The sequence below is a fragment of the Georgenia subflava genome (genome assembly GCF_009193155.1).
In the GTDB taxonomy this organism is placed as follows: Bacteria; Actinomycetota; Actinomycetes; order Actinomycetales; family Actinomycetaceae; genus Georgenia; species Georgenia subflava.
On sequence record NZ_VUKD01000007.1, the window covers coordinates 77,304 to 102,097 of the forward strand.

24 protein-coding genes and 1 pseudogene are annotated in these 24,794 nt (G+C 69.8%); 11 read left to right on the forward strand and 14 right to left on the reverse strand.

Annotation, left to right across the window (positions count from 1 at the left end):
• Window positions 1-5: 5 nt before the first annotated feature.
• The 4 genes from GD748_RS18285 to GD748_RS19655 all read right to left on the reverse strand — a co-directional run bounded on the left by GD748_RS18285 (window position 6) and on the right by GD748_RS19655 (window position 4,270).
• Window positions 6-824 (reverse strand): metal ABC transporter ATP-binding protein, encoded by an 819-nt coding sequence (locus GD748_RS18285; protein ID WP_152196683.1) that lies wholly within the window; start codon window positions 822-824, stop codon window positions 6-8.
• A complete protein-coding gene (locus tag GD748_RS18290) occupies window positions 821-1,783 on the reverse strand; it encodes a metal ABC transporter substrate-binding protein (RefSeq protein ID WP_152196684.1) in 963 nt (320 codons plus the stop codon). Before GD748_RS18290 ends, GD748_RS18285 begins: the two co-directional genes overlap by 4 nt.
• A 234-nt stretch (window positions 1,784-2,017) precedes the next feature.
• A complete protein-coding gene (locus GD748_RS18295; protein WP_152196685.1) occupies window positions 2,018-3,541 on the reverse strand; it encodes a beta-N-acetylhexosaminidase in 1,524 nt (507 codons plus the stop codon).
• A gap of 258 nt (window positions 3,542-3,799) precedes the next feature.
• Window positions 3,800-4,270 (reverse strand): hypothetical protein, encoded by a 471-nt coding sequence (locus tag GD748_RS19655; protein ID WP_193313016.1) that lies wholly within the window; start codon window positions 4,268-4,270, stop codon window positions 3,800-3,802.
• 440 nt (window positions 4,271-4,710) lie between these two features.
• Between GD748_RS19655 and GD748_RS18310 the strand changes: the two genes are divergently transcribed.
• Window positions 4,711-5,940: an MFS transporter gene (locus GD748_RS18310; RefSeq protein WP_152196687.1), complete on the forward strand. Its 1,230-nt coding sequence runs from the start codon at window positions 4,711-4,713 to the stop codon at window positions 5,938-5,940.
• A 169-nt stretch (window positions 5,941-6,109) separates the two neighbouring features.
• Here GD748_RS18310 and GD748_RS20345 read toward each other — a convergent pair whose 3' ends face one another.
• Entirely contained in the window at window positions 6,110-7,030 is a 921-nt protein-coding gene (locus GD748_RS20345; RefSeq protein ID WP_452176697.1) for a class I SAM-dependent methyltransferase, read from the reverse strand.
• A pseudogene (locus tag GD748_RS20350) lies at window positions 7,007-7,939 on the reverse strand (NAD(P)/FAD-dependent oxidoreductase); the annotation flags it as partial. The gene GD748_RS20345 and the pseudogene GD748_RS20350, both read right to left, overlap by 24 nt.
• A gap of 36 nt (window positions 7,940-7,975) precedes the next feature.
• Between GD748_RS20350 and GD748_RS18320 the strand changes: the two are divergent.
• Window positions 7,976-8,602 (forward strand): XRE family transcriptional regulator, encoded by a 627-nt coding sequence (locus GD748_RS18320; RefSeq protein WP_152196689.1) that lies wholly within the window; start codon window positions 7,976-7,978, stop codon window positions 8,600-8,602.
• A gap of 112 nt (window positions 8,603-8,714) precedes the next feature.
• Here the strand turns inward: GD748_RS18320 and GD748_RS18325 are convergent, their stop codons facing one another.
• The 3 genes from GD748_RS18325 to GD748_RS19660 form a co-directional block, all read right to left on the reverse strand.
• On the reverse strand, window positions 8,715-9,404 hold the full coding sequence (locus tag GD748_RS18325; RefSeq protein ID WP_152196690.1) for a DUF981 family protein: 690 nt from the start codon (window positions 9,402-9,404) through the stop codon (window positions 8,715-8,717).
• Window positions 9,405-9,626: 222 nt separating this feature from the next.
• Window positions 9,627-10,346, reverse strand: a complete 720-nt coding sequence (locus GD748_RS18330; protein ID WP_152196691.1) for a hypothetical protein — start codon at window positions 10,344-10,346, stop codon at window positions 9,627-9,629.
• 8 nt (window positions 10,347-10,354) lie between these two features.
• Window positions 10,355-11,008 (reverse strand): excisionase family DNA-binding protein, encoded by a 654-nt coding sequence (locus GD748_RS19660; RefSeq protein ID WP_193313017.1) that lies wholly within the window; start codon window positions 11,006-11,008, stop codon window positions 10,355-10,357.
• 723 nt (window positions 11,009-11,731) lie between these two features.
• Between GD748_RS19660 and GD748_RS18340 the strand changes: the two genes are divergently transcribed.
• The gene (locus tag GD748_RS18340; protein ID WP_152196692.1) at window positions 11,732-12,463 is read left to right on the forward strand and encodes a sulfite exporter TauE/SafE family protein; all 732 of its coding nucleotides are present in this window, start codon (window positions 11,732-11,734) and stop codon (window positions 12,461-12,463) included.
• A gap of 727 nt (window positions 12,464-13,190) precedes the next feature.
• Here GD748_RS18340 and GD748_RS18345 read toward each other — a convergent pair.
• From GD748_RS18345 to GD748_RS18355, 3 genes are all read right to left on the reverse strand, one after another.
• A complete protein-coding gene (locus tag GD748_RS18345; protein ID WP_152196693.1) occupies window positions 13,191-14,072 on the reverse strand; it encodes a universal stress protein in 882 nt (293 codons plus the stop codon).
• 226 nt (window positions 14,073-14,298) lie between these two features.
• A complete protein-coding gene (gene mgtE, locus GD748_RS18350; protein WP_152196694.1) occupies window positions 14,299-15,660 on the reverse strand; it encodes a magnesium transporter in 1,362 nt (453 codons plus the stop codon).
• A 117-nt stretch (window positions 15,661-15,777) separates the two neighbouring features.
• Window positions 15,778-16,446 carry an urease accessory protein UreF gene (locus tag GD748_RS18355; protein WP_152196735.1) on the reverse strand — a complete coding sequence of 223 codons (669 nt, stop codon included), beginning with the start codon at window positions 16,444-16,446 and terminating at the stop codon, window positions 15,778-15,780.
• A 301-nt stretch (window positions 16,447-16,747) separates the two neighbouring features.
• Between GD748_RS18355 and ureG the strand changes: the two genes are divergently transcribed.
• The 8 genes from ureG (at window position 16,748) to GD748_RS18390 (ending at window position 23,749) form a co-directional block, all read left to right on the forward strand.
• Window positions 16,748-17,521, forward strand: a complete 774-nt coding sequence (gene ureG, locus GD748_RS18360; RefSeq protein ID WP_152196695.1) for an urease accessory protein UreG — start codon at window positions 16,748-16,750, stop codon at window positions 17,519-17,521.
• Window positions 17,522-17,809: 288 nt separating this feature from the next.
• On the forward strand, window positions 17,810-17,938 hold the full coding sequence (locus GD748_RS20165; RefSeq protein ID WP_264372489.1) for a hypothetical protein: 129 nt from the start codon (window positions 17,810-17,812) through the stop codon (window positions 17,936-17,938).
• Between the two features lie 58 nt (window positions 17,939-17,996).
• Window positions 17,997-19,264, forward strand: a protein-coding gene (locus GD748_RS18365; protein WP_405002707.1) for an IS3 family transposase whose coding sequence is annotated in 2 segments (ribosomal slippage) — window positions 17,997-18,342 and window positions 18,342-19,264 — 1,269 coding nt in all. Because the reading frame shifts where the segments join, the coding sequence is not laid out codon by codon here.
• 36 nt (window positions 19,265-19,300) lie between these two features.
• On the forward strand, window positions 19,301-20,191 hold the full coding sequence (locus tag GD748_RS18370) for a HoxN/HupN/NixA family nickel/cobalt transporter (RefSeq protein ID WP_152196697.1): 891 nt from the start codon (window positions 19,301-19,303) through the stop codon (window positions 20,189-20,191).
• Between the two features lie 95 nt (window positions 20,192-20,286).
• The gene (locus GD748_RS18375; protein ID WP_152196698.1) at window positions 20,287-20,589 is read left to right on the forward strand and encodes an urease subunit gamma; all 303 of its coding nucleotides are present in this window, start codon (window positions 20,287-20,289) and stop codon (window positions 20,587-20,589) included.
• Window positions 20,586-21,146, forward strand: coding sequence for an urease subunit beta (locus GD748_RS18380; RefSeq protein ID WP_226921615.1), 561 nt, complete (start codon window positions 20,586-20,588; stop codon window positions 21,144-21,146). The genes GD748_RS18375 and GD748_RS18380 overlap by 4 nt, the downstream gene beginning before the upstream one ends.
• Complete coding sequence (locus tag GD748_RS18385) at window positions 21,124-22,833, forward strand: urease subunit alpha (protein WP_152196699.1); 1,710 nt, start codon at window positions 21,124-21,126, stop codon at window positions 22,831-22,833. The genes GD748_RS18380 and GD748_RS18385 overlap by 23 nt, the downstream gene beginning before the upstream one ends.
• Window positions 22,834-23,023: 190 nt before the next feature.
• On the forward strand, window positions 23,024-23,749 hold the full coding sequence (locus GD748_RS18390; RefSeq protein WP_193313018.1) for an urease accessory protein UreD: 726 nt from the start codon (window positions 23,024-23,026) through the stop codon (window positions 23,747-23,749).
• A 190-nt stretch (window positions 23,750-23,939) separates the two neighbouring features.
• Here GD748_RS18390 and GD748_RS18395 read toward each other — a convergent pair whose 3' ends face one another.
• Entirely contained in the window at window positions 23,940-24,356 is a 417-nt protein-coding gene (locus GD748_RS18395) for an arsenate reductase ArsC (protein ID WP_152196701.1), read from the reverse strand.
• A complete protein-coding gene (locus GD748_RS18400; protein WP_152196702.1) occupies window positions 24,353-24,715 on the reverse strand; it encodes an ArsR/SmtB family transcription factor in 363 nt (120 codons plus the stop codon). Before GD748_RS18400 ends, GD748_RS18395 begins: the two co-directional genes overlap by 4 nt.
• Window positions 24,716-24,794: the final 79 nt, after the last annotated feature.

The window sequence follows — 24,794 nt, forward strand, 5'->3', positions numbered from 1 at the left end:
CTCGATCACGACTGCCCCTCCCGTCGGTGGTGGCCGCGCGCCGGCTCCTGGGCCGGGACCTCGGCGGGGTCGACGCCGAAGGCACGCGCGAGGTTCTCCGGCAGGAGCACCTCCCGCGGGTCGGCGTGCAGCAGCACCCGGCGCTGGAGGAGGACGGCGTCGTCGCAGAGCACGTCGAGGGACTGCAGGTCGTGCGTGGAGACGAGCACCGTGCGCCCGTCGGCGGCGAGCTCGCGCAGCAGGCGCGAGACGGTGGCCTCGGACCGCTTGTCGACCCCGGCGAACGGCTCGTCGAGGAGCAGCACCCTCGCCTCCTGCGCGAGGCCTCGGGCCACGAAGGCGCGCTTGCGCTGCCCGCCGGACAGCGCCCCGATCTGCCGGTGGGCGAGGTCGGTGAGCTCCACGCGCGCCAGGGCCTCGGCGACGGCGTCGTGGTCCGCCCGTCGCGGCCGCCGGGTCAGACCGAGGTGGCCGTAGCGCCCGGTCATGACGACGTCGCGCACGGAGACGGGGAAGGTCCAGTCGACGTCCTCGGTCTGCGGCACGTAGCTCACCGTGCCGCGCCGGCGGGCCTGCTCGGGCGTCATCCCGTGCACCCGGACCCGCCCGGAGTCCGGCCGCACCAGCCCCATGAGCGCCTTGAACAGGGTCGACTTGCCGGAGCCGTTCATCCCGACCAGGCCGGTGACCCGGGCGGGGGCGAGAGCGAACGTCGCGCCGTCCAGGGCGGTGACGGCGCCGTAGCGCACCACGAGGTTCTCGACCTCCAGGGCGAGCGGCCCGGCGGTGGCCCGTGACGCCGTCGGGCGCTGCGTCGTCGTCATGGCAGGTCCTCCCCGGTGAGACCGGTGACGATGGTCGCGGCGTCGTGGCGCAGCAGGTCGAGGTAGGTGGGGACCGGGCCGCCGGGCCCGGACAGCGAGTCGACGAAGAGGGTCCCGCCGTAGCGTGCGCCGGTCTCGGCGGCGACCTGGCGCTGGGCGTCGCCGTTGACGGTCGACTCGCAGAACACGGCTGGTACGTCCTCGGCGCGGACCCGGTCGATGACGGCGGCGACCTGGCGGGGGGTGGACTGGCGCTCGGAGTTGACCGGCCACAGGTAGGCCTCGGCCAGGCCGGCGTCGCGCGCGAGGTAGGAGAAGGCGCCCTCGCAGGTGACGAGCACGCGCTGGTCCGGCGGCAGCGCCCGCAGCGACTCGACGAGCTCGACGCGCAGCTCCTCCAGCTCGGCGGCGTAGGCGGCGCCGTTGGCCGCGAAGTCCCCGGCGTGGGCGGGGTCGAGGTCGCTCAGGGCCTCGACGATGTTGTCCACGTACACCTGCCCGCCTGACGGCGACATCCACGCGTGCGGGTTCACCACGCCGTCCTCCCCCGCGATCGCGATGGTCTTGACGCCGTCGGAGAGGACCACGTGCTCGGCGTCGACGTCGGCGACGAACTGGGCGAACCAGGCCTCGAGCCCCAGGCCGTTGTCCAGGACCAGGTCCGCCCCGGCCGCGCGGCGCAGGTCCTCGGGCGTGGGCTCATAGCCGTGGATCTCCGCGCCGACGTCGGTGATCGACTCCACGCGCAGGTGGTCACCGGCGACGTTGCGGGCCATGTCGGCCAGCACGGTGAAGGTGGTGAGCACGACCGGCCGGTCGTCGTCGACCGCGCTGTCCGTCGTCGGCGCCGCACCGGCGTCCCCCCGGCCCGACCCGCAGGCAGCCGCGCCGACGCCCACGGCGACGGCGAGCGCCGCCACGGTCAGCGGGCGGCCGAGCTGGCCCCGACGCCGGTCCACGACCGCGTCATGTAGGCGACCCCACGGGGTATTTTTCGGCACACCGAAACTTTAGGACGACGCCCCTGCCCCCACAAGCCGCAGCACGAGCAGTACGCCGGCGGGAGCAATGCTGTGCACCGCGACGGCACGGCTCCCGAGCCAGCAAGGGACCGCCGGCAAGGACCGGCAGTCACTCCGAGGGCGGCGCTCCGGTATCGGACAGCCGGGGCTCGGTCGCGCCGAGCCGTCCTGTCAGTCGCTCTCGACGGTGCCGTCCGACGCGGCCCAGGGCACCTCGACCGAGCGGTGGAAGGCCCAGTCCTCCCGGTGCCACAGCGGCTCCTGGGCGGCGAGCCGGCGGGCGAAGTCGTCGAAGCCGCCGGACGCGCGTCGCTCCTGCGGCGTCCATGCGACCTCGGCAGCGGCCACCAGCCGGGGCAGGAGCATGGTGAAGAGCTCGTCCCGGGTGGTCACCGTCTCGGTCCACAGGGCTGCCTCGACGCCGCGCACCCGTGCCGGGTCGAGCCCGTCGACCAGCGTCGCCGGGTCCCACTCGTAGGACCGGCGCACGTCGGTGTGCCCGGACCAGTCGAGCCCGAGGGGGAAGTCCGGGGTGTACTTCATGTCGAGGTAGACGTGGTCCGACGGCGAGAGTATGACGTCGTGCCCACGGGCGGCCGCCGCGAGCACCCCGTCGGTCGCCATTCCCGACGCCCACAGCTGCACGAGCGCGCCCGGCGGGAGGGTGGCGACGCCGGCCTCCTGCCACACCACGAGGTCCTTGCCCGTGGCGGCGACGACCTCGCCGAGGACCTCGATGAACTCGCGGTAGTCCTGGGGGTCCATCGTCTCGGCCTCGTCCCCGCCGCCGTGGACGTACCGGCCCGGCGTCATGGCGGCCAGCTCGCTGAAGACGTCGCGGACGAACGGCAGGGTGGCCGGCTCGTGGAGCGTGATCTTGGACCGGCCCACATGGGTGCCGTCGGCCACCTCGGCGGGCTCGCCCGACGGCGTGAGCTCGCCGTAGGCGTGCTGCGCGGCGGTGACGTGGCCGGGCGTGTCGATCTCCGGCACGAGGGTGACGCGCCGCAGCGCGGCGTACTCGACCAGCTCGGCGTAGTCCGCGGCCGAGAGGTATCCGGCGCCGCCACCGCCGACCTGGGTGGTTCCGGAACGCTCGGTGAGCAGCGGTCGGGACACCAGCTCGAGGCGCCATCCCTGGTCGTCGGTCAGGTGCAGGTGCAGGACGTTGAGCTTGTAGGTCGCGGCCAGGTCGATGACGCCCTTGAGGACGTCGACGTCGAACCAGTGCCTGACGACGTCGACCATCACGCCGCGCCACGGGTAGCGCGGGGCGTCCTCGACGTGCAGCGCCGGCAGTACCACCGGGCCGTCGGCGTCGGGCCGCACGGAGTCGAGGACCTGGAGGAGCGTGCCCGCCCCTCGGAACAGACCGATCGGCTCGGCGGCGGCGACCACGACCTGGTCGGCGTCGATCGTCAGCGTGTAGCTCTCGTCCGGGGCGGCGCCGCCCTCCCCCGTGCCGGTGAGGCGGAGCTCGACCGTACCGCTGCGGCGCACGTCCGGGCCGGGGTCGGCCGGGCCGACGATCGCCGGTCCCCCGGTCACCGCACCGAGCAGGTCACCCAGGTGTGCGACGGCGACGGCGTCGATGCGGTCGTCCGCGGGCACCACCACCCGCACCGGTGCCTCGAGGCGGAAGCCGGGGCCGTCCCCGAGGTCGAGGCGGGCGGGGGCTGGGACGAGGGACAGCATCGTGATCCTCCAGGTGCCGCCGAGGGGCGGTTCGGGCGCGGACAGACGGCGACCGGAGCGGCCGACCTGCACGAACGCTACCGGCGCAGACTGGAGACCGCGTAGTCCGCCCCGCTCCGACCAGAGGTGCGCCCGCCCGGAGTCACTCGCTCGGACGTGGCCATCGGTCCGCTGCGCACATCCGCCCGGGTCGGCAACCACTTGCTATGTGCCTGCGGGCCGGCAACTACGTGCTGCCTGCCTGCCCGGGCGCTCGTCTCACTCGGCCGACTGTGCCGACTGTGCGCTGACCGCCGAGGGAGCACTGACCGGCGACGCCGCCGAGACCTCCTGGGGGGCGGGCGCGGGAACCTGGACCGGTGCGGGGGCCGGTGCAGGCGCCGGTGCGGGCGCAGGGCCTGGTGCCGGTGCCGGTGCCGAGGCGGGGCTGGCCGCGCTGACGGCGGTGGTGGCGCTACCGGGGTCCGTCGCGGCGGGGTCGGTCGCCCGCCGGTCCATCTCGGCAACGGTGGCCGAGGCCGCGGCGAGCAGCGCGCTGCCCGGCACGGGCAGGTCGGCCGCGGTGCCGGCGTTGACCGCTGCAGCGGTCCCTGTGCCGGCCCGGGTCCCCATGTCTACGCCCTCGATCGCCTGGGTCTGCGGAGAGTCCGCCATCGCCATGGATATGCCGCCGACCACGCCGGCGGCTGTCAGCGATCCGGTGATCGTCCAGATCATGCGCGACTTCATCTCTTGACCCCTTCGGCGCCCGGTCACAGGCACCTCGTCCGACGTCCTGAACCTATTCTGGTCGGACCCGGTGAGAAAGCACGGAGAGGCAGATGAGAAGACTCTCATCTGCCGTTCACCTGCTGTTTGCCTGAGGTCGCGGTCCGGCACTGTCGGTCGAAACGCCGCCGAAGCCGGAGAGTCTCCGCCGAAGGGTCGCTAGCCGGGCTTCGGCCGGCGACCAACCTCACGACCCGTCGAGAAGAGTCGCCAGCCGGGCTTCGGCCGGCGACCAACCTTCCGACCCGCCGACCGGGACGTTGCTCTCGTGTCGTACGGTGGCCGGTGGCGGGCGACGTCCCGGACCCGTCGTACGGTGGTCCGTGGCGGGCGACGCCCCCATCCCCCGCCGCGGCTGCGTCGTCGTGCCGCGGCGTCCGCCATGAGCCAGGAGCCGATGCATGACCGTGTCCGACCGCAACGCGCGCCCGCTGTCGGCCGCGCTCCTTCTGGCGGGGATCCTGCTGGTCGCGATCAACCTGCGGCCCGTCATCACGTCGGTGGGCCCGATCCTTCCGCAGATCGGCGCGGACACCGGCCTCGGCAGCGCCGAGCTCGGCGTCCTGGCCGCCGTGCCGGTGATCGCGTTCGCCGTCGTCTCACCGCTGGTGCACCCGCTGGCGCGCCGGTTCGGGATGGAGCGCACGGTGCTGGTCGCCCTGCTCGTGCTCGGGCTGGGCACCCTGCTGCGCTCGTTGCCCGGCCCGACGGCGAACCTGTGGCTAGGCACGGTGCTAATCGGGGCGACGGTCGGGGTGGGCAACGTGGCGCTGCCGGCCATCGTGAAGAAGGACTTCCCGTTCCGGGTCTCGGCCACCACCGGCTGGTACGTGGCCACCCAGAGCGTCTTCGCGGCGATCGCGTCCGGACTGGCGGTGCCGCTGGCCGGCGTCGGCACCTGGCGACTCTCGCTCGGACTCTGGGCGGTGCTCATCGTGGTGGGGGTCCTGGTCTGGCTGCCGCGCATCACCCACGCGCGCCGCACCGGCGACCAGGCTGAGCGAACCCCGGACCTCGCGCGGACGATCCCGGCGACGAGGCCGGCGGGGATTGCAGGTCGCTCGGTGTACCGCACCCGGCTCGCCTGGCTGGTAGCTGCCTACATGGGACTGCAGTCGCTGGTCTTCTACACGCTCCTGAACTGGCTGCCGAGCGTCGAGCAGGACCTCGGGGTCGACGCCGCCACCGCCGGGTGGCACCTGTTCACGTTCCAGGCCGTCGCGATCGGGTCGAACCTGGCCGTGCCGTCGCTGATGCACCTTTTCGGTGACCAGCGGTTCGCCGCCTCGTTCGTCCCGACCCTCATGGTCGTGGCGATGCTCGGGCTCTGGCTGGCGCCCGGGCTGCTGCTCGTCTGGGTGGTGATGATCGGCCTGAGCACCGGCGCCGCCTTCGTGGTCGCCCTGTCACTGGTGGGGCTGCGCTCGGCCGACGCGACGACGGCGAGCCAGCTCTCCTCCATGTCCCAGGCGGTCGGATACGGCGTCGCCGCGCTGGGCCTGGTGGGGGCAGGCGTGCTGCGCGACCTCACCGGTCCGGGGCCGATGCTGCTCGTTTGCCTGGCGGTCGTCGCACTCGCGCAGCTCGTCGTCGGCCTCATGGTGGGACGTGAGCGGGTCCTGCAGGCGTGACCGCGACGTCAGCTGCCTGGGGGACGGGCGGACGTCAGCCCGTTCGAGCGGCCGGTCCCCCGGCGGGACGGTCGTCAGCCGTAGGGACGGTCGTCAGCCTTCCGAGCGGTCGTCAGCCGTCCAGACGGTCGTCAGTTGTCCGGGCGGTCGTCAGCCGTTCGGGCGGTCGTCAGCGGTTCGACCGGTCGGTGCGGCGCAGCCGAACGACGTTGTCGGTGCGGCCGGCGGCACCACCGTCTGGAGACCGCATCGCGACGGCTCGGCTCTCGGCCACCTCGACCGTCCAGCCGTCGAGGTCCAGCCCGGACAGCACCGCGTCGGCCCTCGGGTAGTGCACCGGCGGTGGCCCCTCGACCCACGACGGCGGCCCCTCGTGCCCGATGATCAGCAACGTCCCGCCCGGGGCGACCGCCGCGGCCGCCCGGGGCAGGATCCGCGCCCGCTCCAGCTCCACCGGTGAGTGCAGGTAGGCCGCAGTGACCAGGTCCCAGCTGCCCTGCGGGAAGTCCGCCTCGAGGTCGTGCCGCAACCACGTGATGCCGCCATCGACTCCGGCAGCGGCCGCCGCCGCACCGGCCTGGGCGAGCGCCTTCTCGGAGATGTCAATGCCGGTGACGGTCCAACCGTTGCCGGCGAGCCAGATCGCGTCCGCACCGGTGCCGCACCCCAGATCCAACGCCGAGCGTCCCGTGACCGGCCGCTCGGTGAGCTCTGCGACAAGCACCGCATTGGGCTCGCCGCTCCACGGGCCTGCGTCCCCGTAGAACTCGTCCCAGAACTGGGCGGTGGTCGAAGCATGGCGGTCGCCGTCGTGGTGGCGGTCGCCGTCGTGGTGGGGGTCGCCGTCGTGGTGGGGGTCGCCGTCGTGGTGGCGGTGGTCTCCGCCGCCATCGTCGTGGTCGTCGCCGTCGTGCTCGTGCTCGTGCTCGTCATGGTGGTCGTCGTGGCCGTCGCCCTCGCGCTGGTCGCGGTGGTGGTGGTCGCCACCGTCGCCGTCGTGATGACTGTCGCGATTGGACTGTCGGCGCGGAGTGGGACGTGCGGTGTCCGCGACGGCGCCTGACTCGACAGCCACCCGGGTCTCCTCCATCACCAGGTCGGCGTTGATCTGCGCCCCGGCCATGGCACCGGCAGCAGCGGAGGTGCCGACCTGTGCGCTCAGGTCCGTCACGTTGCCGGCCGCCCACACCCCGGACACCTCGGTCCGACCGGTCTGGTCGCAGGCGATGTGCAGCCCAGTGCCGCTCGGGTGCTCCACCGCGTGGAGACCCAACTCGGAGACGAAGCTCGCGCGCGCCTCCATCCTCGTCGCCACCACCATCGCGTCACGGGGCACAATCCGGCCGTCGGCCATGCGGACGCCGGCCAGCCTGTCGTCGACGACCTGCACGGATGCCACCTCCCCATCGACCACGGTGATGCGGCGTGCCGCCAGCTGCCCGGCCTGCTCGTCCGTCAGCTGAGAGCCGTTGGTGAGATAGACGACGTCGTCGCTGAGCTGGCTGAAGAGCAGCGCCTGGTGCACCGACATCGGTCCGCTCGCGAGCACGCCGACCGCCTGGTCGCGAACCTCCCAGCCGTGACAGTAGGGGCAGTGCAGCACGTCCCGTCCCCAGCGCTCGCGGAGCCCCGGCACCTCGGGCAGCACGTCCACCAGCCCGGTCGTGACGAGCAGTCGCCGGGTGTGCACGGACTGCCCACCGCTCAGGACCACTGTGAAGCCGGTCGCGTCTCGGCTCGCCCCGACGACCTCGTCGTCGACCACCTGGCCGCCGTACCGGCGCACCTCCGCACGGCCACGTGCCAGCAGCTCGGCCGGAGGTATGCCGTCGTGGCCGAGGAGTCCGTGCACACCGTCGGCCGGGGCGTTGCGGGGCGCGCCGGCGTCGATGACCACCACCGACCGTCTCGACCTGGCGAGCATCAGCGCACCGTTCAGCCCTGCCGCACCGCCACCGATCACCACCACGTCATAGCTGTCCATCAGCTCGTCGGTCATGTCGACCACCTCCGCGAACCAGCATGCGAGCCCGACATGCCATGCCGCAAACGTCCTTGCTGTTATGGCAAACTCGTTGGTGTGGACGACCTCGAGCAGATCCTGAGCACCATCGGTCCGCGCCTGCGTGCCCTGCGTCGCGAGCGCGAGATCACGCTCGCAGCACTCTCGGGCGAGACCGGGATCTCGGTCAGCACGCTGTCCAGGCTGGAGTCGGGCGAAAGGCGCGCGACGCTGGAGCTGCTGCTGCCCCTGGCGCAGGCGTACGGCGTCGCGCTCGACGAGCTCGTGGACGCTCCCCCGACCGGGGACCCCCGGATCCACCTGCGACCGGTGACGCACGAGGGCATGACGATGCTGCCTCTGACGCGACGACCCGGGGGCATCCAGGCCTACAAGATCGTGCTGTCCGGCGACCACCGGGAGCCCGAGCTGAAGACGCACGAGGGCTATGAGTGGGTCTATGTCCTCGACGGCCGGCTCAGGATGGTCCTGGGCGAGCGGGATCTCGTCCTGACCCCGGGCGAGGCGGCCGAGTTCGACACCCGGGTGCCGCACTGGTTCGGCCCCGCCGACGCCGAGCCCGTCGAGTTCCTCAGCCTCTTCGGCCAGCAGGGCGAGCGTGCACACCTACGCGCTCGACCCCGGCGTCAGCAGATCTGAGGAGGAGGCGCCCCGACCGTGATCGAGGCCGATCGCCAGCACGCATGGCACGCGAACGGGGCCGACGGAGCATGCTCCGTCGGCCCCGTCGTCAGACGTTCATCTCAGCGGGCTACCACTTGATCATCGTGCCGTTGGCGATGTTGTAGTACATGCCGATGTGCGTGTAGAAGTTCATCGCACCGAACAGGGCGAACGCGACGCCACCGATGGCGAAGGCCCACACGGCCCAGCGCAGCAGGTGCGGACGGCCGGTCCAGAAAGCGATCGCGAACAGCAGAGCACCGAGAGCCACGACGCCCCACAGGCCACCGAGGAACAGCGCCTCGATGAGCGGTAGGTGGCCGAAGCGGCCGGTGATGGGCTCCTCCGGCGGCGCCGCACCCAGCTGGTAGCGGACGAACGAGATCGCGATGACGGCCATCCCCAGACCGAGGACGCCGACGAAGATGCTGGCCGGCTTGAGGCCCTCCAACGTCTTGGCGTTCACGCCGTCGACGTCACCCGCGTAGAGCGAGCGGTGGCGCCACAGGTAGACCGCGGCGAGGAGCAGCAGCGCGCCGAAGCCGGCTGCGGGCTGACCGAACGCGATGTTGGCGTACTCGAAGCCGTCGCCACCGTAGGGCCAGGTCACCGTGGTGTGCAGTCCCAACACGAACAGCAGCAGGCCGGTGACCCCGAAGAACGCCGCCCAGCCCTCACTGTCGATCCGCTGCTTGCGGATGAGGTCCGAGAGGAACTTCGCGAATCCGAGGAGCCCCGCCCCCGCGGTGATGGAGATGAGCTCGTTGTAGACGACCACGTCTGGCGCCTTCCCTTCTTCCGCCGGCACGTCAGCGCCGATTGTTCAATGTTCAACTATCAAGATAACGGACGCGGACCATGGCCTATTCCAGCTGGCGGAGTGTCCAGTAGCACAGCAGCCTGACCACCAGGCGCGTTCGTCGACCAGATCTGACCAACACACGGCGCTAGAAGTCGGATCGGAGCGCTCGCTGAACCGTGCCGCCAGCTATGCCGCCGGTCAGCCCACCAGGTCCAGTGCCCGGCGCAGCATGTTGATTCCGCGGGTCGCGCCGGGGACGGCACTGTCGGTCTTGTCCTGGGTGACGCGGAAGATCATGTTGCCGAGGTACCGCCGGTCCAGCTTGGTGAGTTCCGCGCTGCGTAAGTCGGCGATCTGAAGCAGCGAGGCGAGCGTGGCGAAGTCGATCTGGTGTCGCTCGCGGGCGTGGTCGACAAGAATCTCGGTGGTGGCGGACTTCCCGACCAGCGCGCCGATCAGGTTCGGCCGGCGTACATGGCCCGCCCGTCCGGCGACCTCCACCTCGACCGTCTCGGTGCGGCTCAGCGCCTGCTGGGAGCCGGGCGCCTCGATAGTGGTGCCGCCGGTCGCGCCCGTCTTGCTAGCCCCCGCCTCGCCCAGATGTCGCGGGATCAGCACGTCGAACTGTGCACCGTCCTCGCGGACCCAGCGGTGTTGGTGGCCCTGGGGGCTCTCTCCGGCACTGCTGAACCCGATGTCGAGCAGCACCTCGGTGAACCGCCGGAGCACCTGCGGGTAGGTCCGCACGTCGAGGACCGCGTCGAGATCGGTTGTGGGCCGCGGTGGGGACTCGCCTCGCTCGACGCAGTGCAGATGCACGAGTTGCCCGCCCACGAGCGACCAGCCGTGCGGCATTCGCTCGGCGACGTCCAGCAGCGCGGTCCAGCCAGCCTCCTGCTGCGGCACCATCGTCGGCATGACGACAGTCACGAGACCCGCCCCAGCAGCGCCAGCCCGGCACGTGTCTCGCGCGGCCCACCGCGGTCGAACAGGTCGGCGGCACTGAACAACTTCGGCACCTCTTCCATGACGAGGTCCGTGACGTGCAGCAGGACGTTGGGGCGGTTCGGTTGATCATCGAGGCTCAGGAAGAGATCCTCGGCGAGCCCTGGAAGGTCCTCTTCGTTGATGTACCCCTCGACCTCGGTGCCGGAGGCGAGCCCGGCGCGAGGATCGGAGATGCCACTGAGCCGGATCCGTGCGTCCTCCCGCAGCAAGTTCAGATCCTGGGGATGGACCTCGAGATGGATACCGCGCGCCCGTGAAGCCAGCCACGAACTGACCAACCGGGGAACCTCCTCCACCGGATCGTTCTCGATCCGGGCCAGCCGCTCCTTCAGTCGCGCCCGCTCGGATGGACGGTGCGGGAACGCCCCTTCCTTCGCCTGGACCAGTGCCGTCACCATCGACGGGGACATCGGCCGGGAGACCCTGGCGGGGCGCATCTCAGCGCTATCGATGAGCCAGGTCGATCCGATCTTCTCGGCTCGCAGCGAGCCGTCCGCGATGCGCTGGTGCACCCTGTTCCGGGTCACCCCCAGACGCCGCGCCGCCTCGCCCACCGGGAGGAGTTCTGCCATAACACAAGCCTACACATCTACACAGGGAAGTGTGAGCTCGGCAAGGTATCCACAAGCACCTACGCAAAGCCGAGGCGTACGGCATGACGTACGGACATGGGGTTTCACCGTCCTTCGGTCGGTGTCCTCCCAGGCAAGCGAAAGGCCGTTGACCTGCACTTTCGTGCTGATCAACGGCCTCTCAGGAGTGGAGCTAGGGGGATTCGAACCCCCGACCTCCTCACGGTCGAAGGGAAGTCCCGTCACCCAGCCAAGACGGCTGATCTGGTTGTCTCACCGGGCCAGAAACTCCCGGGATCCCGCGGATCTCTGACCCTTCTGGCAAGTTTCGCAGACTTCGCCGACAACGCGCAATCGCACGCGAACACGCGCGTTTGGCCCGTGGCAGAACCGTGGCACGAACGGATTCCGTGGCACAACCGTGGCACGAACTCGTCCGCCGTCGGAGGGTTGGCGAACGCAAAAGGCGTTCAGGAGTTCCAGGCTTAAGAGTCGAAACTTCCATCCAGCCACCGATACCCAGGGCGATTCAACTGGCCGACGTCTACGAACAGTACGTGCAAGAATCAGACCCACCGTTGCCACCACCGGGGTGGGGTAGGATGTTGACCCCTGGATGCGGCGTTGCTCCCACAGCCGCCCCTGCTCGGTCCTGGCCGGGGCTCAAGCACGCCGCAGCTAGGGTGGCGACATGCCAGTTTCTCTCGCCCTCTCCTTGCCCCGATGACGGCACCACTACTGATCGCCGTCTTCCTCGGCGGACTCGCACAACGAGCCACGGGTATGGGATTGGTGCTCGTCTCTGCGCCGTTCATCGTCGTCGCACTCGGCCCCGCGCAAGGCGTGGTCGTCGGCAACCTGCTTGGTATCGTCGCGAGCGTTCTGGTGTACGCCCGTGTCCGGAACTCGGTGGAGTGGCGGATGCTCTGGGGAATGTTGCCCGCCGCCGTCGTAGGCGTTGTGGCGGGCACACTCCTCGCGGAGAAGCTGCCGACAGCGTGGGCCCAGGTACTCGTCGGCGTGCTCGTACTCGTGGCGATGCTCCTCTCATTCCTGATCGCGCGGATTCGGCACATTCACCGCGGCCCGAAGGTCACGGCGGTGGCGGGCGCGGCATCTGGGGCGATGGCTGCGCTCGCCGGGATCGGGGGCCCAGCCATGGCGGTGCTGCGTACCCTGACGCGGTGGGACCACGTGGGCTTTACAGCCACCCTGCAGCCGTTCTTCATTGGCATCTCCACTGTGACGGTGTTCGCTCGGGTGACAGCCGATCCGGAGGCATGGCCGGACCTAGGACTGGGATGGCTCGCGATCGGATTGGCGATGTTGCTGGGCGTTGCGCTCGGCGACGTCATGGCTCGACGCCTGCGTGCCCGAATGGTCGGCGCCGGGATCACGGTCGTAGCGTCGTTGGGGGCCGTGTGGACGTTGATCGACGGCATTGCCGCTCTCTGATCGCGAAGCGCGAGCGGTTGGCGGTCACACCTCGGCCTGGTCAGAGCTTAGCCAAGGGAACGCCCCTCACCACCTGTGGTTCAGGGCTGCCGGCGAGGGCTTCATCAGCACCGTCGCCTTGCGCTCCTGCGCCGGTATCCCCTGGCTGCTCGGGAGCACGCCCGCCAGGTCACGGCGCCCAGGACGGACGAGGACAACACCGCATGGCGTGTTTGGAGTGCTAGAGCCGCTGCCGGAGGTGCCGAGGACGACACGTTCAAGCACAGATGTCATGCTCTACTGACTGATCCGTGCGTGATTTCGACTTTCCGCGCGTCCGGGAAGTGGTGGACAGTAGCCGCTGAGGGCGAGCATGGCGAGCGCGATCAGGGCGCTGGCATCGCCGGCCGGGATCAGGCCGCGCGGGCGGGAGGGACCGCCGCACCGAGCAGGCGTCTAACGCGAGGGTGGAGATCGTGTAGACGCCACGGGCGACCAGGGCGTCGATCTTCATGACGCGCATCCATTCCGGTGCGCGAGCGGCCCCATGTCTCAACGACGTCGTGCGGGGCGATGGAGCCGGTATGCGTACCGGCCGACGCAGTCCTGACCTCCATCGCCCACCTCATCGACCAGATCGAGTAGGGTCGCTGCTCCCTTTCCCTGTGTCTATGTGGGGCCCGGCGGCAGCGGCCTCCCTGTGCCGTTCTTCAACGGTTCTCCGCCCGGATCTGTCAGGTGACGGCTCTCAGCCTGGCAACACACGGGCTATGGCTACCGCGATGCCCCGGTGGAGCACCCCTCGGCTGACCGATCCGAGCAGGAGGTTAGCCAAGCCGCTGTGCCCGCGGCTTCCCACGACGACGAGGCTCTCCGCCCCGGCCACGGCGAGGATGGCATCGACCGGGTGCCCGGCCAGGTGCCGTACGTCTGCCGGAACACCGTGCGCGGCGGCGAGCTGGTCGACGATCCGGCCAAGGTCCTCCTTGTGCTCGTCGGCGATGCGTGCGAGCAGCGTGGTCGCGTCCGGGGAGTACAAGAAGGCCGCGTGGGGCGGTGTCCCGGCGGCGACGACGACCACGGCGACATCCCGGCGAGCACCTTCCTGGAACGCGTACGCGAGCGCCTCGACCGGCGGGTCCGCCGGATCCGCCCCGACGACAACCGGTCCGGGCATGCTGGCCGGTGCCTCTTCGCGGACGACGACCACCGGACCGTGTGCGTGAGCCGCGACCTTTTGGGAGACCGACCCGAGCAGTGTGCTGGTGAACGGGCCGCGGCCACGCGCCCCGACCACAACCAGAGCGGCTCGTCGCGAGGCCTCGACGAGGACCACCGCCGCACCGTCAGGCACAGCTGCGCCGGTTACCGGCACACCCGGGTGCTCCTCGCGCACCCGGGCAACCTCCTCCTGGACCATGCGTTCACCCAAGGCTGTCAGCTCCGCCACGGAAACCGGGCGCGTGCCCCCGACGCCCAGCACGGTCCACTCAGGCGAGTAGATGATCACCAACCCGGTTCCACGGCGGTCGGCCTCCTCGACGGCCCAGTCCACGGCACGCCGGGCCGGTGCCGACCAGTCGGTCCCCACGATGACCGCGCCCACCGGCACATCCAGTTCCAACGCCATGACGCACCATCCTCGTCCGCTCGCAAGCCTGGTACCACGACACCTGCCGGGACGCACCAACCCGTACGAGTGGTCCAGCGCGACGCCGCGTACCTGCTGCACATCCAAGCTCCGCCCCCGGCGCGTGGCAAGCCGCTGGACACTGCCGGCCCGGCCCCAGAGCCCCTCGATCCCAGCCGCTGCGGCCACCGCAGAGGGGCCGGTCCGACCCTCGAGTGAGCGGTACCTAGAGGCTCAGTACCGCCTTGGCGATGAGGAAGTAGATGATGAGCCCGGTGGCGTCGACGAACGTCGTGATGAACGGGTTGGAGAACACCGCGGGGTCGGCGCACACAGTCTTCGCTGCCAAGGGCATCAGTCCGCCGACCGTGGCGGCAAGTGTGCAGATCGCCAGCAGTGTCAGGCCGATCACGGCGCCGACGGACGGGTCGTAGAAGAGCGCTGCCAGAGCGAAGCCGGCGGTGCCCAGCACAAGGCCCAGGCTCATTCCTGTCCAGGCCTCGCGGACAGGGACTCTTCGAAAGTCACGGGGCGTGACATCATCAAGTGCCAAGGCCCTCGTGATGGTCGTGGCCGCTTGGTTTCCGGTGTTCCCGCCTGTGCCGATGAGCAGCGGGATGAACACGGAGAGGACCACCATCTGCGAGATGGTCGCCTCGAAGACTTCGAGGACCTGGACGGTCAGCGTCGCGCCGATGGCGAGGACCAGCAACCAGACGAGGCGTGAACGCACGATCGCGTGTACTGGCGTCGAGAGATACGGCCGGCGTAGCGGCTCCGACCCGGCGATGCGTGCCTGGTCCTCACTCTCGGCGTCCTCGAGGATCCGCAGGGCGTCGTCTACCGTGAGGATGCCGACCAGGAGTTCCTCCTCGTCCACGACGAGCAGCGCCAGCAGTTTCAGGTCGGCGCAGCGCCGCGCCGCGGCCTCGGCATCCGAGCTGGCCAGGACGGAGTAGGGCGGTCGCATCAGTTGGTCGACTCGTGCATGGTCGGGCTCGGCGCGCATCAGGTCGCGCAGGCTCATGACACCCACCAGGCGACGGTCGTCATCGATCACCGGCACGGTGTACACCGTCTCGGCGTCCTCGATCCTGGAACGAACCCGGTCGAGCGCCACTGCCACGGACATCTCCGCGTGGACGGCGACATACCTGGGGCTCATCCGTCGTCCGATCGACCCCGCTGGATAACCGAGCACTGCCGCGGTGCTCCCGCGCTCCCCCTGCGACAGGCCTTGCAGGAGGCGGGTGGCGACGGTAGCCGGCAGCTCGTCTAGCAGGCTGACACGGTCGTCCGGCCCGAGCCGGGCGAATATCTGGGCCACGTCCTCGTCACCCAACCCGCGCACCAGACCGCTCTGAAGGGCCGGACCCAGCCCCTCGAAGACCTCCACCGCAAGGTCTTTCGGCAGCAATCGGTACACGACAGCTCGGTCTCGTTCGGAGAGGCGCTCCAGAACCGCGATCACCTGCGGAGCCCTCAGCGGAGCGAGCATCTCGGTCAGCTCAATCAACGCTTGCGCACGAAGGGCCCGTTTGCTGAGTCTGGTCGTGGCTTCCAGGTCCGAATCGCCGACGCTCACCATGCCCACCACTCCTCATGCTTGTGCGACAACCCACCCAACACCATGGGTCTGACCACGAGGTCCGGATGACTTGCGCCCCTGTGGCGTGCGGGGCGGCAAGACGCCGCCACGACCTTCTCAGGACGCGAAGAGTCGCCCCTCCCATCGGGCGTGGTGCTCGGCCCCGACGTCGATCAGCGGAGCGCCGGAGGCAGGCAACTGGTCCGGTGCCGTGGTGGCGTAGTCGGCGGCGGTGCTCGCGAGCTGCTCCAGCGATGGCATCAACCGGACGAGCGCAGCATGGATGCGGAACGGGTCCAGGGGCAACACCTTCGCCGCGGCATTGGCCGGCCCGGTCACCGAGTCGTACAGCGCGGCGAGGGCGGCGTCGCCGGCGGCGAGGCCCAGGGCGGCGGCTGCGCCGCCGAGCGCGATCGGATGGTGCGGCGCTGGCGGCAGAACGGTCAGCTTCGGGTGTGGCGCGATCGTGTTCACGGCGCGTAACAACTGGCGGCCTAGAGCTCGTGAGACCGCACGGAGGGCGGGTGAGGGGGTCCGGGCGTCGAGCTCGTCCTCCAGCAGCTGGAGCCGGTTGTCGTCTTCGCTCGCCGTTGCGGCGCAGGCGGCTGCCGCAAACGATGCGACGACGACACCGGTGGTATGGACGCGGCCGCGCAGAAAGGACTCCAGTCCGGCGACGTCACGCACCCGCCCGGACTGTACGCTCGCCTCCAGCCCCGCGGAGTGTGCGTACGCACCGGTGGGGAACCGGCCGTCGGTGAGCAGCAGCAGCGCCGCAGTTGTCATCGCCACGGCCTCAGCCGTCCCGTTGCCGATCTGGCCAAGTGCTGGCGCCCGCCATCTCGCTCCAGCCGTGGCGTGCGGCCATCCCGCATCTCCCGGCCGTGCGACAAGTCGGGGCTTATCGACATGATCATGTCGTCCCTGTCGTCGCCTGACTGATGTCCGTCCGTGGTGGCACGCTAACCGGTATCCGTGCTGGGCGCCCTTCACCGACCGCCGCAGTACCTACGACCGAACGATTGACGCGATCGGTTCAGAGGCCAAGACTGACACTCCTGCCAGGCTCACCCGGAAGGGACTCGTCATGATCTCAGATGTGCCCGAACCGTTGTCTGGACCGGCACCGCGTGCCGGTATCCGTGCCCTGCGTCTGGGGGTGGCTGGTCCGGTGGGTACGGGCAAGAGTTCTGTTATTGCCACCTTGTGCCGGCAGCTGGCAGACCGGCTCAACATCGGGGTGATCACGAATGACATCTACACCGACGAAGATGCCCGCTTCCTTCGCTCGGCCGGGGTCCTGCCCGCCGAACGGATCCGGGCCGTTGAGACGGGCGCCTGCCCGCACACCGCCATCCGTGACGATGTCACCATGAACCTCATCGCCGTCGAAGATCTGGAGGCGGACTTTGCCCCGCTGGACCTGGTCCTGGTGGAGAGCGGCGGGGACAACCTCACCGCCACCTTCTCCCCCGCCCTGGTGGACGCCCAGATCTTCGTGCTCGACGTCGCTGGCGGCGGAGACGTGGCCCGCAAGGGTGGGCCGGGGATCGCAAGAGCCGACCTGCTGATCGTCAACAAGATTGACCTCGGCCCGCACGTCGATGTCGACGTCGAACGGATGGTCGCTGACGCCACCGCCGCCCGGGATGGTGCGCCGGTGCTCGCCTTGTCCCGCAAGCGCCCCGACACCGTGGAGCGGCTGTGCGCCTGGGTGCTGTGGCTGCATCAGCAGCACCTGCACGGACAGCACGTCCCCACCGACCCGGGCCCGATGGCCCCGCACTTCCACGCCATGCCCGGCGGCGGCTACGTCCACGCCCACGATCAGGACAGCGAGCACGAGCACACCCCTCGATAGCAGACCCGTTCGCAACGCCTGGGCCCGGATGCGGTGCCGGCAGAACGGGACGCTGCGCCGTCGAGAGTCGACGGACGGGATCGTGGCAGGCGGCGAGAACTATCGCGGTTCACGCGACGTCGACCCTTTGCTCGCGCAGGTTGACGCCACCGTCGCGCCGCCAGAGAGGGTCCGGCATGATCGATGCCCTCGCATGCAACGCCACGACAAGGGGACGCCGATGTTGAGCCGATCAGTGGGGTGGGACGCCGCCACCCGTCGTTCCATGGCGGGGATGCTGGCACAGCCGTGGCGGGCCCGATGGTGCTGGGGTGGGGAATGGTCTTCGCCGTCGTCCTGCCAGGGCACTACGACGTGGGCGACGGCGCCCTGCTCGGGCTCGGCATGGCGTTCACCGCGTTCATCCTGGGGCCCTGACCCTGGTTCGTGGACACGCTGATTCCCGCATCGCGGGAGAGAGCGAGAATCTAGAACTATGGCCCGTAAGAACTACTCCGATGAGTTCCGTCGGCAGGCCGTCGATTTGTACGAGTCCACTCCGGGCGCGACGGTGCGGGGCATCGCCGATGACCTGGGCGTCGAGCGGGGCACGTTGCGCCACTGGCTCGGCCTGTACGGGACCGGCAAGAAGACCGCCGCCGACGGCACGCCCACCGCCAGCCCGCTCAAGCCTGCCCAGCCGGAGCCATCGCCGGCTGTGAAGGAGGAGACCGACGAGCAGCAGATCGCCCGGCTTCAGGCCCGGGTCAACGAGCTGGAGGCAGAGAGGACCAAGCTCACGACCGAGCGAGAGATCCTCAGGTCGGCGGCGAAGTATTTCGCCGGGGAGACGAACTGGTGAGCCGCTTCCAGTTCGTCGCCGACCACTCCGGCACCTTCGAGGTGAAGCGGTTGTGTGAGCTCGTCGAGATCGAGCGCTCGTCCTACTACGCCTGGAAGGCCGGGGCACCGGCGCGGGCGGCCCGGGCCGCGGCTGATGCCGAGCTGGCCGAGAAGATCCGGACCATCCACAACCAGGACAACACCGTCGGGGCTCCGCGGATCACCGCAGAGCTCAACGATGCGGTCGCGGCCGGGGAGCGGGTCAACCACAAGCGGGTCGCGCGGGTGATGCGCGAGCACGGTATCCGCGGCTACCGCAAGCGCCGGCGGGTCCGGACCACGATCCCGGAGCCGTCGGGGCAGAAGGTGCCCGACCTGCTCAAGCGAGACTTCACCGCACAGGCGCCGAACCAGCGCTACGTCGGTGACATCACCTACCTCCCGCTCGCCGACGGGCAGAACCTGTACCTGGCCACGGTGATCGACTGCTACAGCCGTCGATTGGTGGGCTGGTCGCTGGCCGATCACATGCGCACCAGCCTCGTCGAGGACGCGCTCACCTCCGCAGCCGCGACCCGCGGCGGCGGAAGAGCGCTGGCCGGCGCCATCTTCCACTCCGACCACGGGTCGGTCTATACCTCCAAGGACTACGCCCGCCTGTGTGCCAGGCTCGGGGTGACCCAGTCGATGGGAGCCGTGGGCACGAGCGCTGACAACAGCCTGGCCGAGTCGTTCAACGCGACCCTCAAGCGTGAGGTCCTCCAGGACGAGAACGTCTGGCCCGACGAGGCCACCTGCCGCCGCCAGGTGTTCCGGTGGATCGTGCGTTACAACACCCGCCGACGGCACTCCTGGTGCCGCTACCAGTCACCGTCCACCTACGAAACTCACCACACTGCTACCCTCGCGCCAGCAGCGTAATCCCCACCCCGTGTCCACGTTCCGGGGGCAAGGCCCCTGGGTGTTCGGCACGCCTTCGATGCCGACCACATCGCGGCGATCGACAACACCACCCGTGCCTTGGTGCGCGAGAGTGGACGACCGACCGTCTCCGTCGGGTTCTGGTTCGCGCTCGGGCACTCCACGGTCGTGGTCGCGGCTGTGGGGCTGCTGGCGGCCGGAGTCAACACCCTGGCCGCCCAGATCAGCGCGGACGACTCGGTCCTGGCTTCCGTCACCAGTGTCTGGGGGCCTCTGGTCTCAGGCGGCTTCCTGATCCTGATCGGGACGGTCAACCTGGTCTCCTTGGTGGGGATCTGGCGCGTCTTCCGTCGCCTGAGCACGGGCGAGTACGACCAGGACCAGCTCGATGAGCAGCTACACCAGCGAGGCGTGCTCGCTCGGGCCTTGCGTCCCGTGACCCGGCACATCGATCGCCCGTGGAAGATGTATCCGGTGGGGCTGCTGTTCGGCCTCGGGTTCGACACCGCTACGACGATCGGGCTCTTCGTTATCGGCAGCGGAGCAGCCGTCAGTGCCCCTTGGTACGTGGTCCTGGTCCTGCCGGTGCTGTTCACCGCGGGAATGACGCTGTTCGACACCTTGGACGGGATCGTGATGAGCCGGGCCTACCGGTGGGCTTTCGCCCGGCCGGTGCGCAGGGTGTACTACAACCTCACGGTCACCGCGATGTCGGTGGGGGTCGCATTCTTGGTCGCCGCCGTGACCCTGGCCGGGCTCCTCACAGCAGACACGAGGGCCAGCGCAGCCCCGGTGGCGTGGCTCGCCGAGCTCGACCTTGAGAACTTCGGCCTCGTCATCGTCGGGCTCCTCCTGCTGACCTGGCTGGGTGCGGTGGCGTTCTGGAAGGTCGGCGGCATCGAGGCACGCTACTCAGGGGAAGCGTGATCGGTGGCGTTGCCGGTCCCATCTGGCCCGAGTAGATTCGGCAGGCCAGCACGTGACGGCGCGGTCGCCTGGTTGCTACAGCTCGGAGGACACCGATGTTCTTGACGACGTACGAGCAGGAACGGTTGCTTGTCTATACCGCGGCGAAGCTGGCGGTTGAGCGCAAGGAGCGAGGGCTGAAGCTCAATCTCCCCGAAGCCACCGCGATCGTGACCGCCTACCTGCTGGAGGGAGCACGCAACGGGGACTCCGTCGCCGATCTGATGGAGTCGGGCCGGGAGATCCTCACTCGTGACGACGTCATGGAAGGGGTGCCCGAGATGCTCGCGCAGGTTCAGGTCGAAGCCACCTTCCCGGACGGCACGAAGCTCGTGACCGTGACAGGACCGATCCAGTGAGGGTGACCGAGAACCCCTTCGGCCGGCCACGTCGCGCTGGGGAGGACCGCGATCCCAACTACTCCCACCCAAGCGACAACCCGGGCTACGACACCGGAGTGGTGTACAACCACAAGACCAAGCACCCCTCCTCGGGCCCGGGCACGCTCAGCCAGCCGCGCCGGCCGGGGTCGAACGAGCGTCAGGCACCACAACGGCAGAGCGGCAAGCAGATCCACGCCTACGAGGCGGTCATCCCCGGCGAGATCTTCTGCGACGACGACCCGGTCGAGCTCAACGCGGGCGCACCGGTGACCACCGTGCGAGTGGTCAACACCGCCGACCGCCCCGTGCAGATCGGCTCGCACTACCACTTCGCCGAGGTCAACGCCGCGCTCGACCTCGACCGGACCGCGGCCTGGGGAAAACGGCTGAACGTGCTCGCGGGCGGCTCCATGCGCTTCGAGCCAGGGGCTGTCGAAGAGGTCGAACTCGTCCCCATCGGCGGTCAGCGCATCGTCCGAGGTCTACGCGGCCTGTGCGGAGGGCAGCTCGATGACACGAATCCCCCGTTCTGAGTACGTCGCCTCATTCGGACCGACCACCGGCGACCGCATCCGTCTTGCCGACACCGACCTGCTGATCGAGGTCGAGGAGGACCGCTGCGTGGGCGGGGACGAGGCCGTCTTCGGCGGCGGCAAGTCGGTGCGCGAGTCGATGGGCCAGGCCGCCGCAACCCGGGCCGAAGGCACTCCCGACCTGGTCATCACCGGCGCCGTGGTCCTGGACCACTGGGGCGTGGTCAAGGCCGACGTCGGCGTGCGCGACGGGCGCATCGTCGCCCTCGGCAGAGCCGGCAACCCAGAGACCATGGACGGGGTACACCCCGACCTCGTCATCGGCCCCTCGACCGAGGTGATGTCCGGCAACGGCCTCATCCTCACCGCGGGCACCATCGACACCCACGTCCACTTCGTCGGCCCCGACATGCTGGCCGTCGGACTTGCGGCAGGGACCACCACAGTCGTCGGCGGCGGCACCGGACCCACCGAAGGTTCGAAGGCCACCCTGGCCACCCCCGGCTCCTGGTGGATGCAGAAGATGCTGGAGAGCATGGAGCCGTGGCCCCTCAACGTCCTCTTCCTCGGCCGGGGCAACACCATGTCCCACGAAGCCCTGTGGGAGCAGCTGCGCGGCGGCGTGGCAGGGTTCAAGGTTCACGAGGACTGGGGTGCGACCCCAGCCGTCATCGACGCGGCCCTGCAGGTTGCTGACGCCTCGGGCATCCAGGTGGCGATCCACAGCGACACCCTCAACGAGGCCGGCTTCGTCGAGGACCTCCTCGCAGCCGTCAAGGGCCGCACCTTCCACGCCTTCCACACCGAAGGTGCCGGCGGCGGGCACGCCCCGGACATCATCCGGATCGCGGGCGAGCCCTACGTCCTGCCGGCCTCGACAAACCCCACCCGCCCGTTCACGGTCAACACCGTCGACGAGCACCTGGACATGGTCATGGTCGCCCACCACCTCAACCCGCAGGTCCCCAACGACCTGGCGTTCGCCGAGAGCCGGGTACGCGCCGGGACCATCGCCGCCGAGGACGTCCTCCAGGACCTCGGCGCGCTGTCGATCATGTCCTCCGACGCCCAGGCCATGGGGCGGATCGGGGAGGTAGTCATCCGCACCTGGCAGACCGCGCACCGGATGAAGCGGCTGCGCGGATCCCTGCCGGGCGACACCCGGGCCGACAACCACCGAGCCCGACGCTACGTCGCCAAGTACACGATCTGCCCGGCCGTCGCGCACGGCCTCGAGCGCGAGGTCGGCTCCATCGAGCCGGGCAAGATGGCGGACATGGTGCTGTGGCAGCCGGCGCTGTTCGGCATCCACCCCACGGCAGTGTTCAAAGGTGGTGTCGCGGCGGTCGCGGCCCTGGGCGACCCGAACGCCTCGATCCCTACACCGCAGCCGGTCTTCGAACGGCTCGGGTTCAACGTCGGCTCGCGCTCGGCGGCCTCCACCTCGGTGGCGTTCGTCGCCCCGGCCGCCGTCGAGGACAACCTGGCTGGGCGCCTGGCCATCAACCGTGAGCTGGTCGCGGTGGAGAACGTTCGTGGACGTGGCAAGGCGGACATGCCCGAGAACACCGCCCTGCCGCGAATCGAGGTCGATCCGAACACCTACGCGGTCAAGGTCGACGGCGAACTGATCGAGCATGAACCCGCCACCGAGCTCCCCATGGCTCAGCGCTATTTCCTCTTCTGAGCGCCCCGTCCACGGCACAGTGACGCAGACCCAGGCAGGCGCTACCGCGGCAGGCCGGACGCCCCCGCCCGCGCCGCCACGCGAACCGGGCATCGCACCGCGTGCCGCGATGCACGCCCGCGCGGCGGTGAGCACGGCACGCTCAGGCCCTCCGGAAGGAGGTCCCACAGGTCGCACGCGGCTCGTCCGGATGCGCTCCCAGGCACCGCTCGTCCTCCGGCCGACCGTCCTCGTACGGGACGAGCCCGGCGCGATCGCCGGTCCGCAGCCGGCGCGGGTGTCCGTGGCCGCTGGCGCCGCCGGGCCGATCGGCGGTGACCACCTCTCCCTCGACATCGACGTCGGTCCCGGCAGCACCCTCGTACTCGGCGAGATCTCGGCGCGGCTGCTGTTGCCCGGACCGCACGCAGAGCAGTCCCGCTCTACGACCACTGTCCGCGTCGACAGGGGCGGCACACTGATCTGGCTCCCACAGCCCATGATCGCCGCCACCGGCTGCCGGCACCTCAACGACGTGCACGTCGAGCTCGCGGAGGGTGCCCGGCTGCTGCTGCGTGAAGAGGTGGTGCTCGGCCGGCACGAGGAAGTGCCCGGCACCCTCGCCCAGCACGTGCGCGTGCGGCGGGCCGGCCGCCCCCTGTACGACCAACGTCTTGACTTCGGCCCTGAGGCCATCGGTTGGGACAGCCCGGCAGTCGCCGGCTCCAGCCGGGCGCTGGGCTCGGTTCTCGTCGTGGACCCCTCCTGGGCCGACGCAACACCACCGGCTCAGCCCCTGGGCGAGGATGCCGCCGTGCTACCACTATCTGGTCCGGCAGTGCTGATCTCAGCTACCAGCCCGGACAGCCTGACACTTCGACGCGCCCTCACGACCGGCCTACGCTCCCTCGGTCACCCCTGGGCACCATCGGTATGAACCGATCTGACTTCGCGACGGCCTCCGGCTGCCCTTGACCCCGGAGCCTCTACGACCCCGCCCGCGAGCAAGGACGCGGGCACGATGCCCACTAACCAGGTCTCCACGGTTCCAGGGGATTGCCACTGGAACCGTGTTGGGATACGAGCGGGTCGCCCGCATGGGATTGGTCGTTGGTGCCGTTCGGCTCCTACGCGCTTGGGATGTGCATCGACTCGAGTAGGTCAATAACGCGGGACCGGATGTCGTCTCGGATGCGCCGGACCGCCTCGAGGTCCTGGCCTGCGGGGTCATCGAGCGTCCAGTCCTCGTAGCGCTTGCCAGGAAACACCGGGCACACGTCACCACACCCCATCGTGATCACCACGTCGGAGGACGACACGGCGTCGGACGTGAGGATCTTGGGCTGCTGGGTGGTGATGTCGATGCCGACCTCACCCATGGCCGCCACGGCGACCGGGTTGACCTGGTCTGCCGGCATCGAGCCAGCCGAGCGGACCTCGACGAGGTCGCCGGCGAGCTCACGCAGGAAGCCGGCCGCCATCTGCGAGCGGCCAGCGTTGTGCACGCACACGAAGAGCACGCTCGGACGGGGCGACACGGTCATCGGTCGGTGCCCAGCACGGCACCAAGAGTGCTCTGGACGAGGTCCCGAGCCCCGGGAGCGACGGCGAAGTAGGCCCACTTGCCGCGCTGCTCCCGGGTCACCAGCCCGACCTTTGCGAGCGTAGTCATGTGGTGGGAGACCGTCGGCTGGGACAGCCCGACGGGGTCAGTCAGGTCGCAGACACACGCCTCACCTTCGGCGCGGGCCGCGATGAGCGACAGCAGCCGCAGCCGCGTTGGATCGGCTAGGGCCTTGAACACCGCAGCCGCATCCCGCGCCGAGTCCGGGGCCAGGGCCTCGGTCGCAGGTGAGCAGCACCCGGCCTCCTCGGTGGTGACCAGCGGGAGCAGTGTCGTCATGACACCGATCATGACACACGTATTGACAGACGTCGATGGGAAGAGGACTCTCAGACGCATCGAAATTCGTCGATGCATA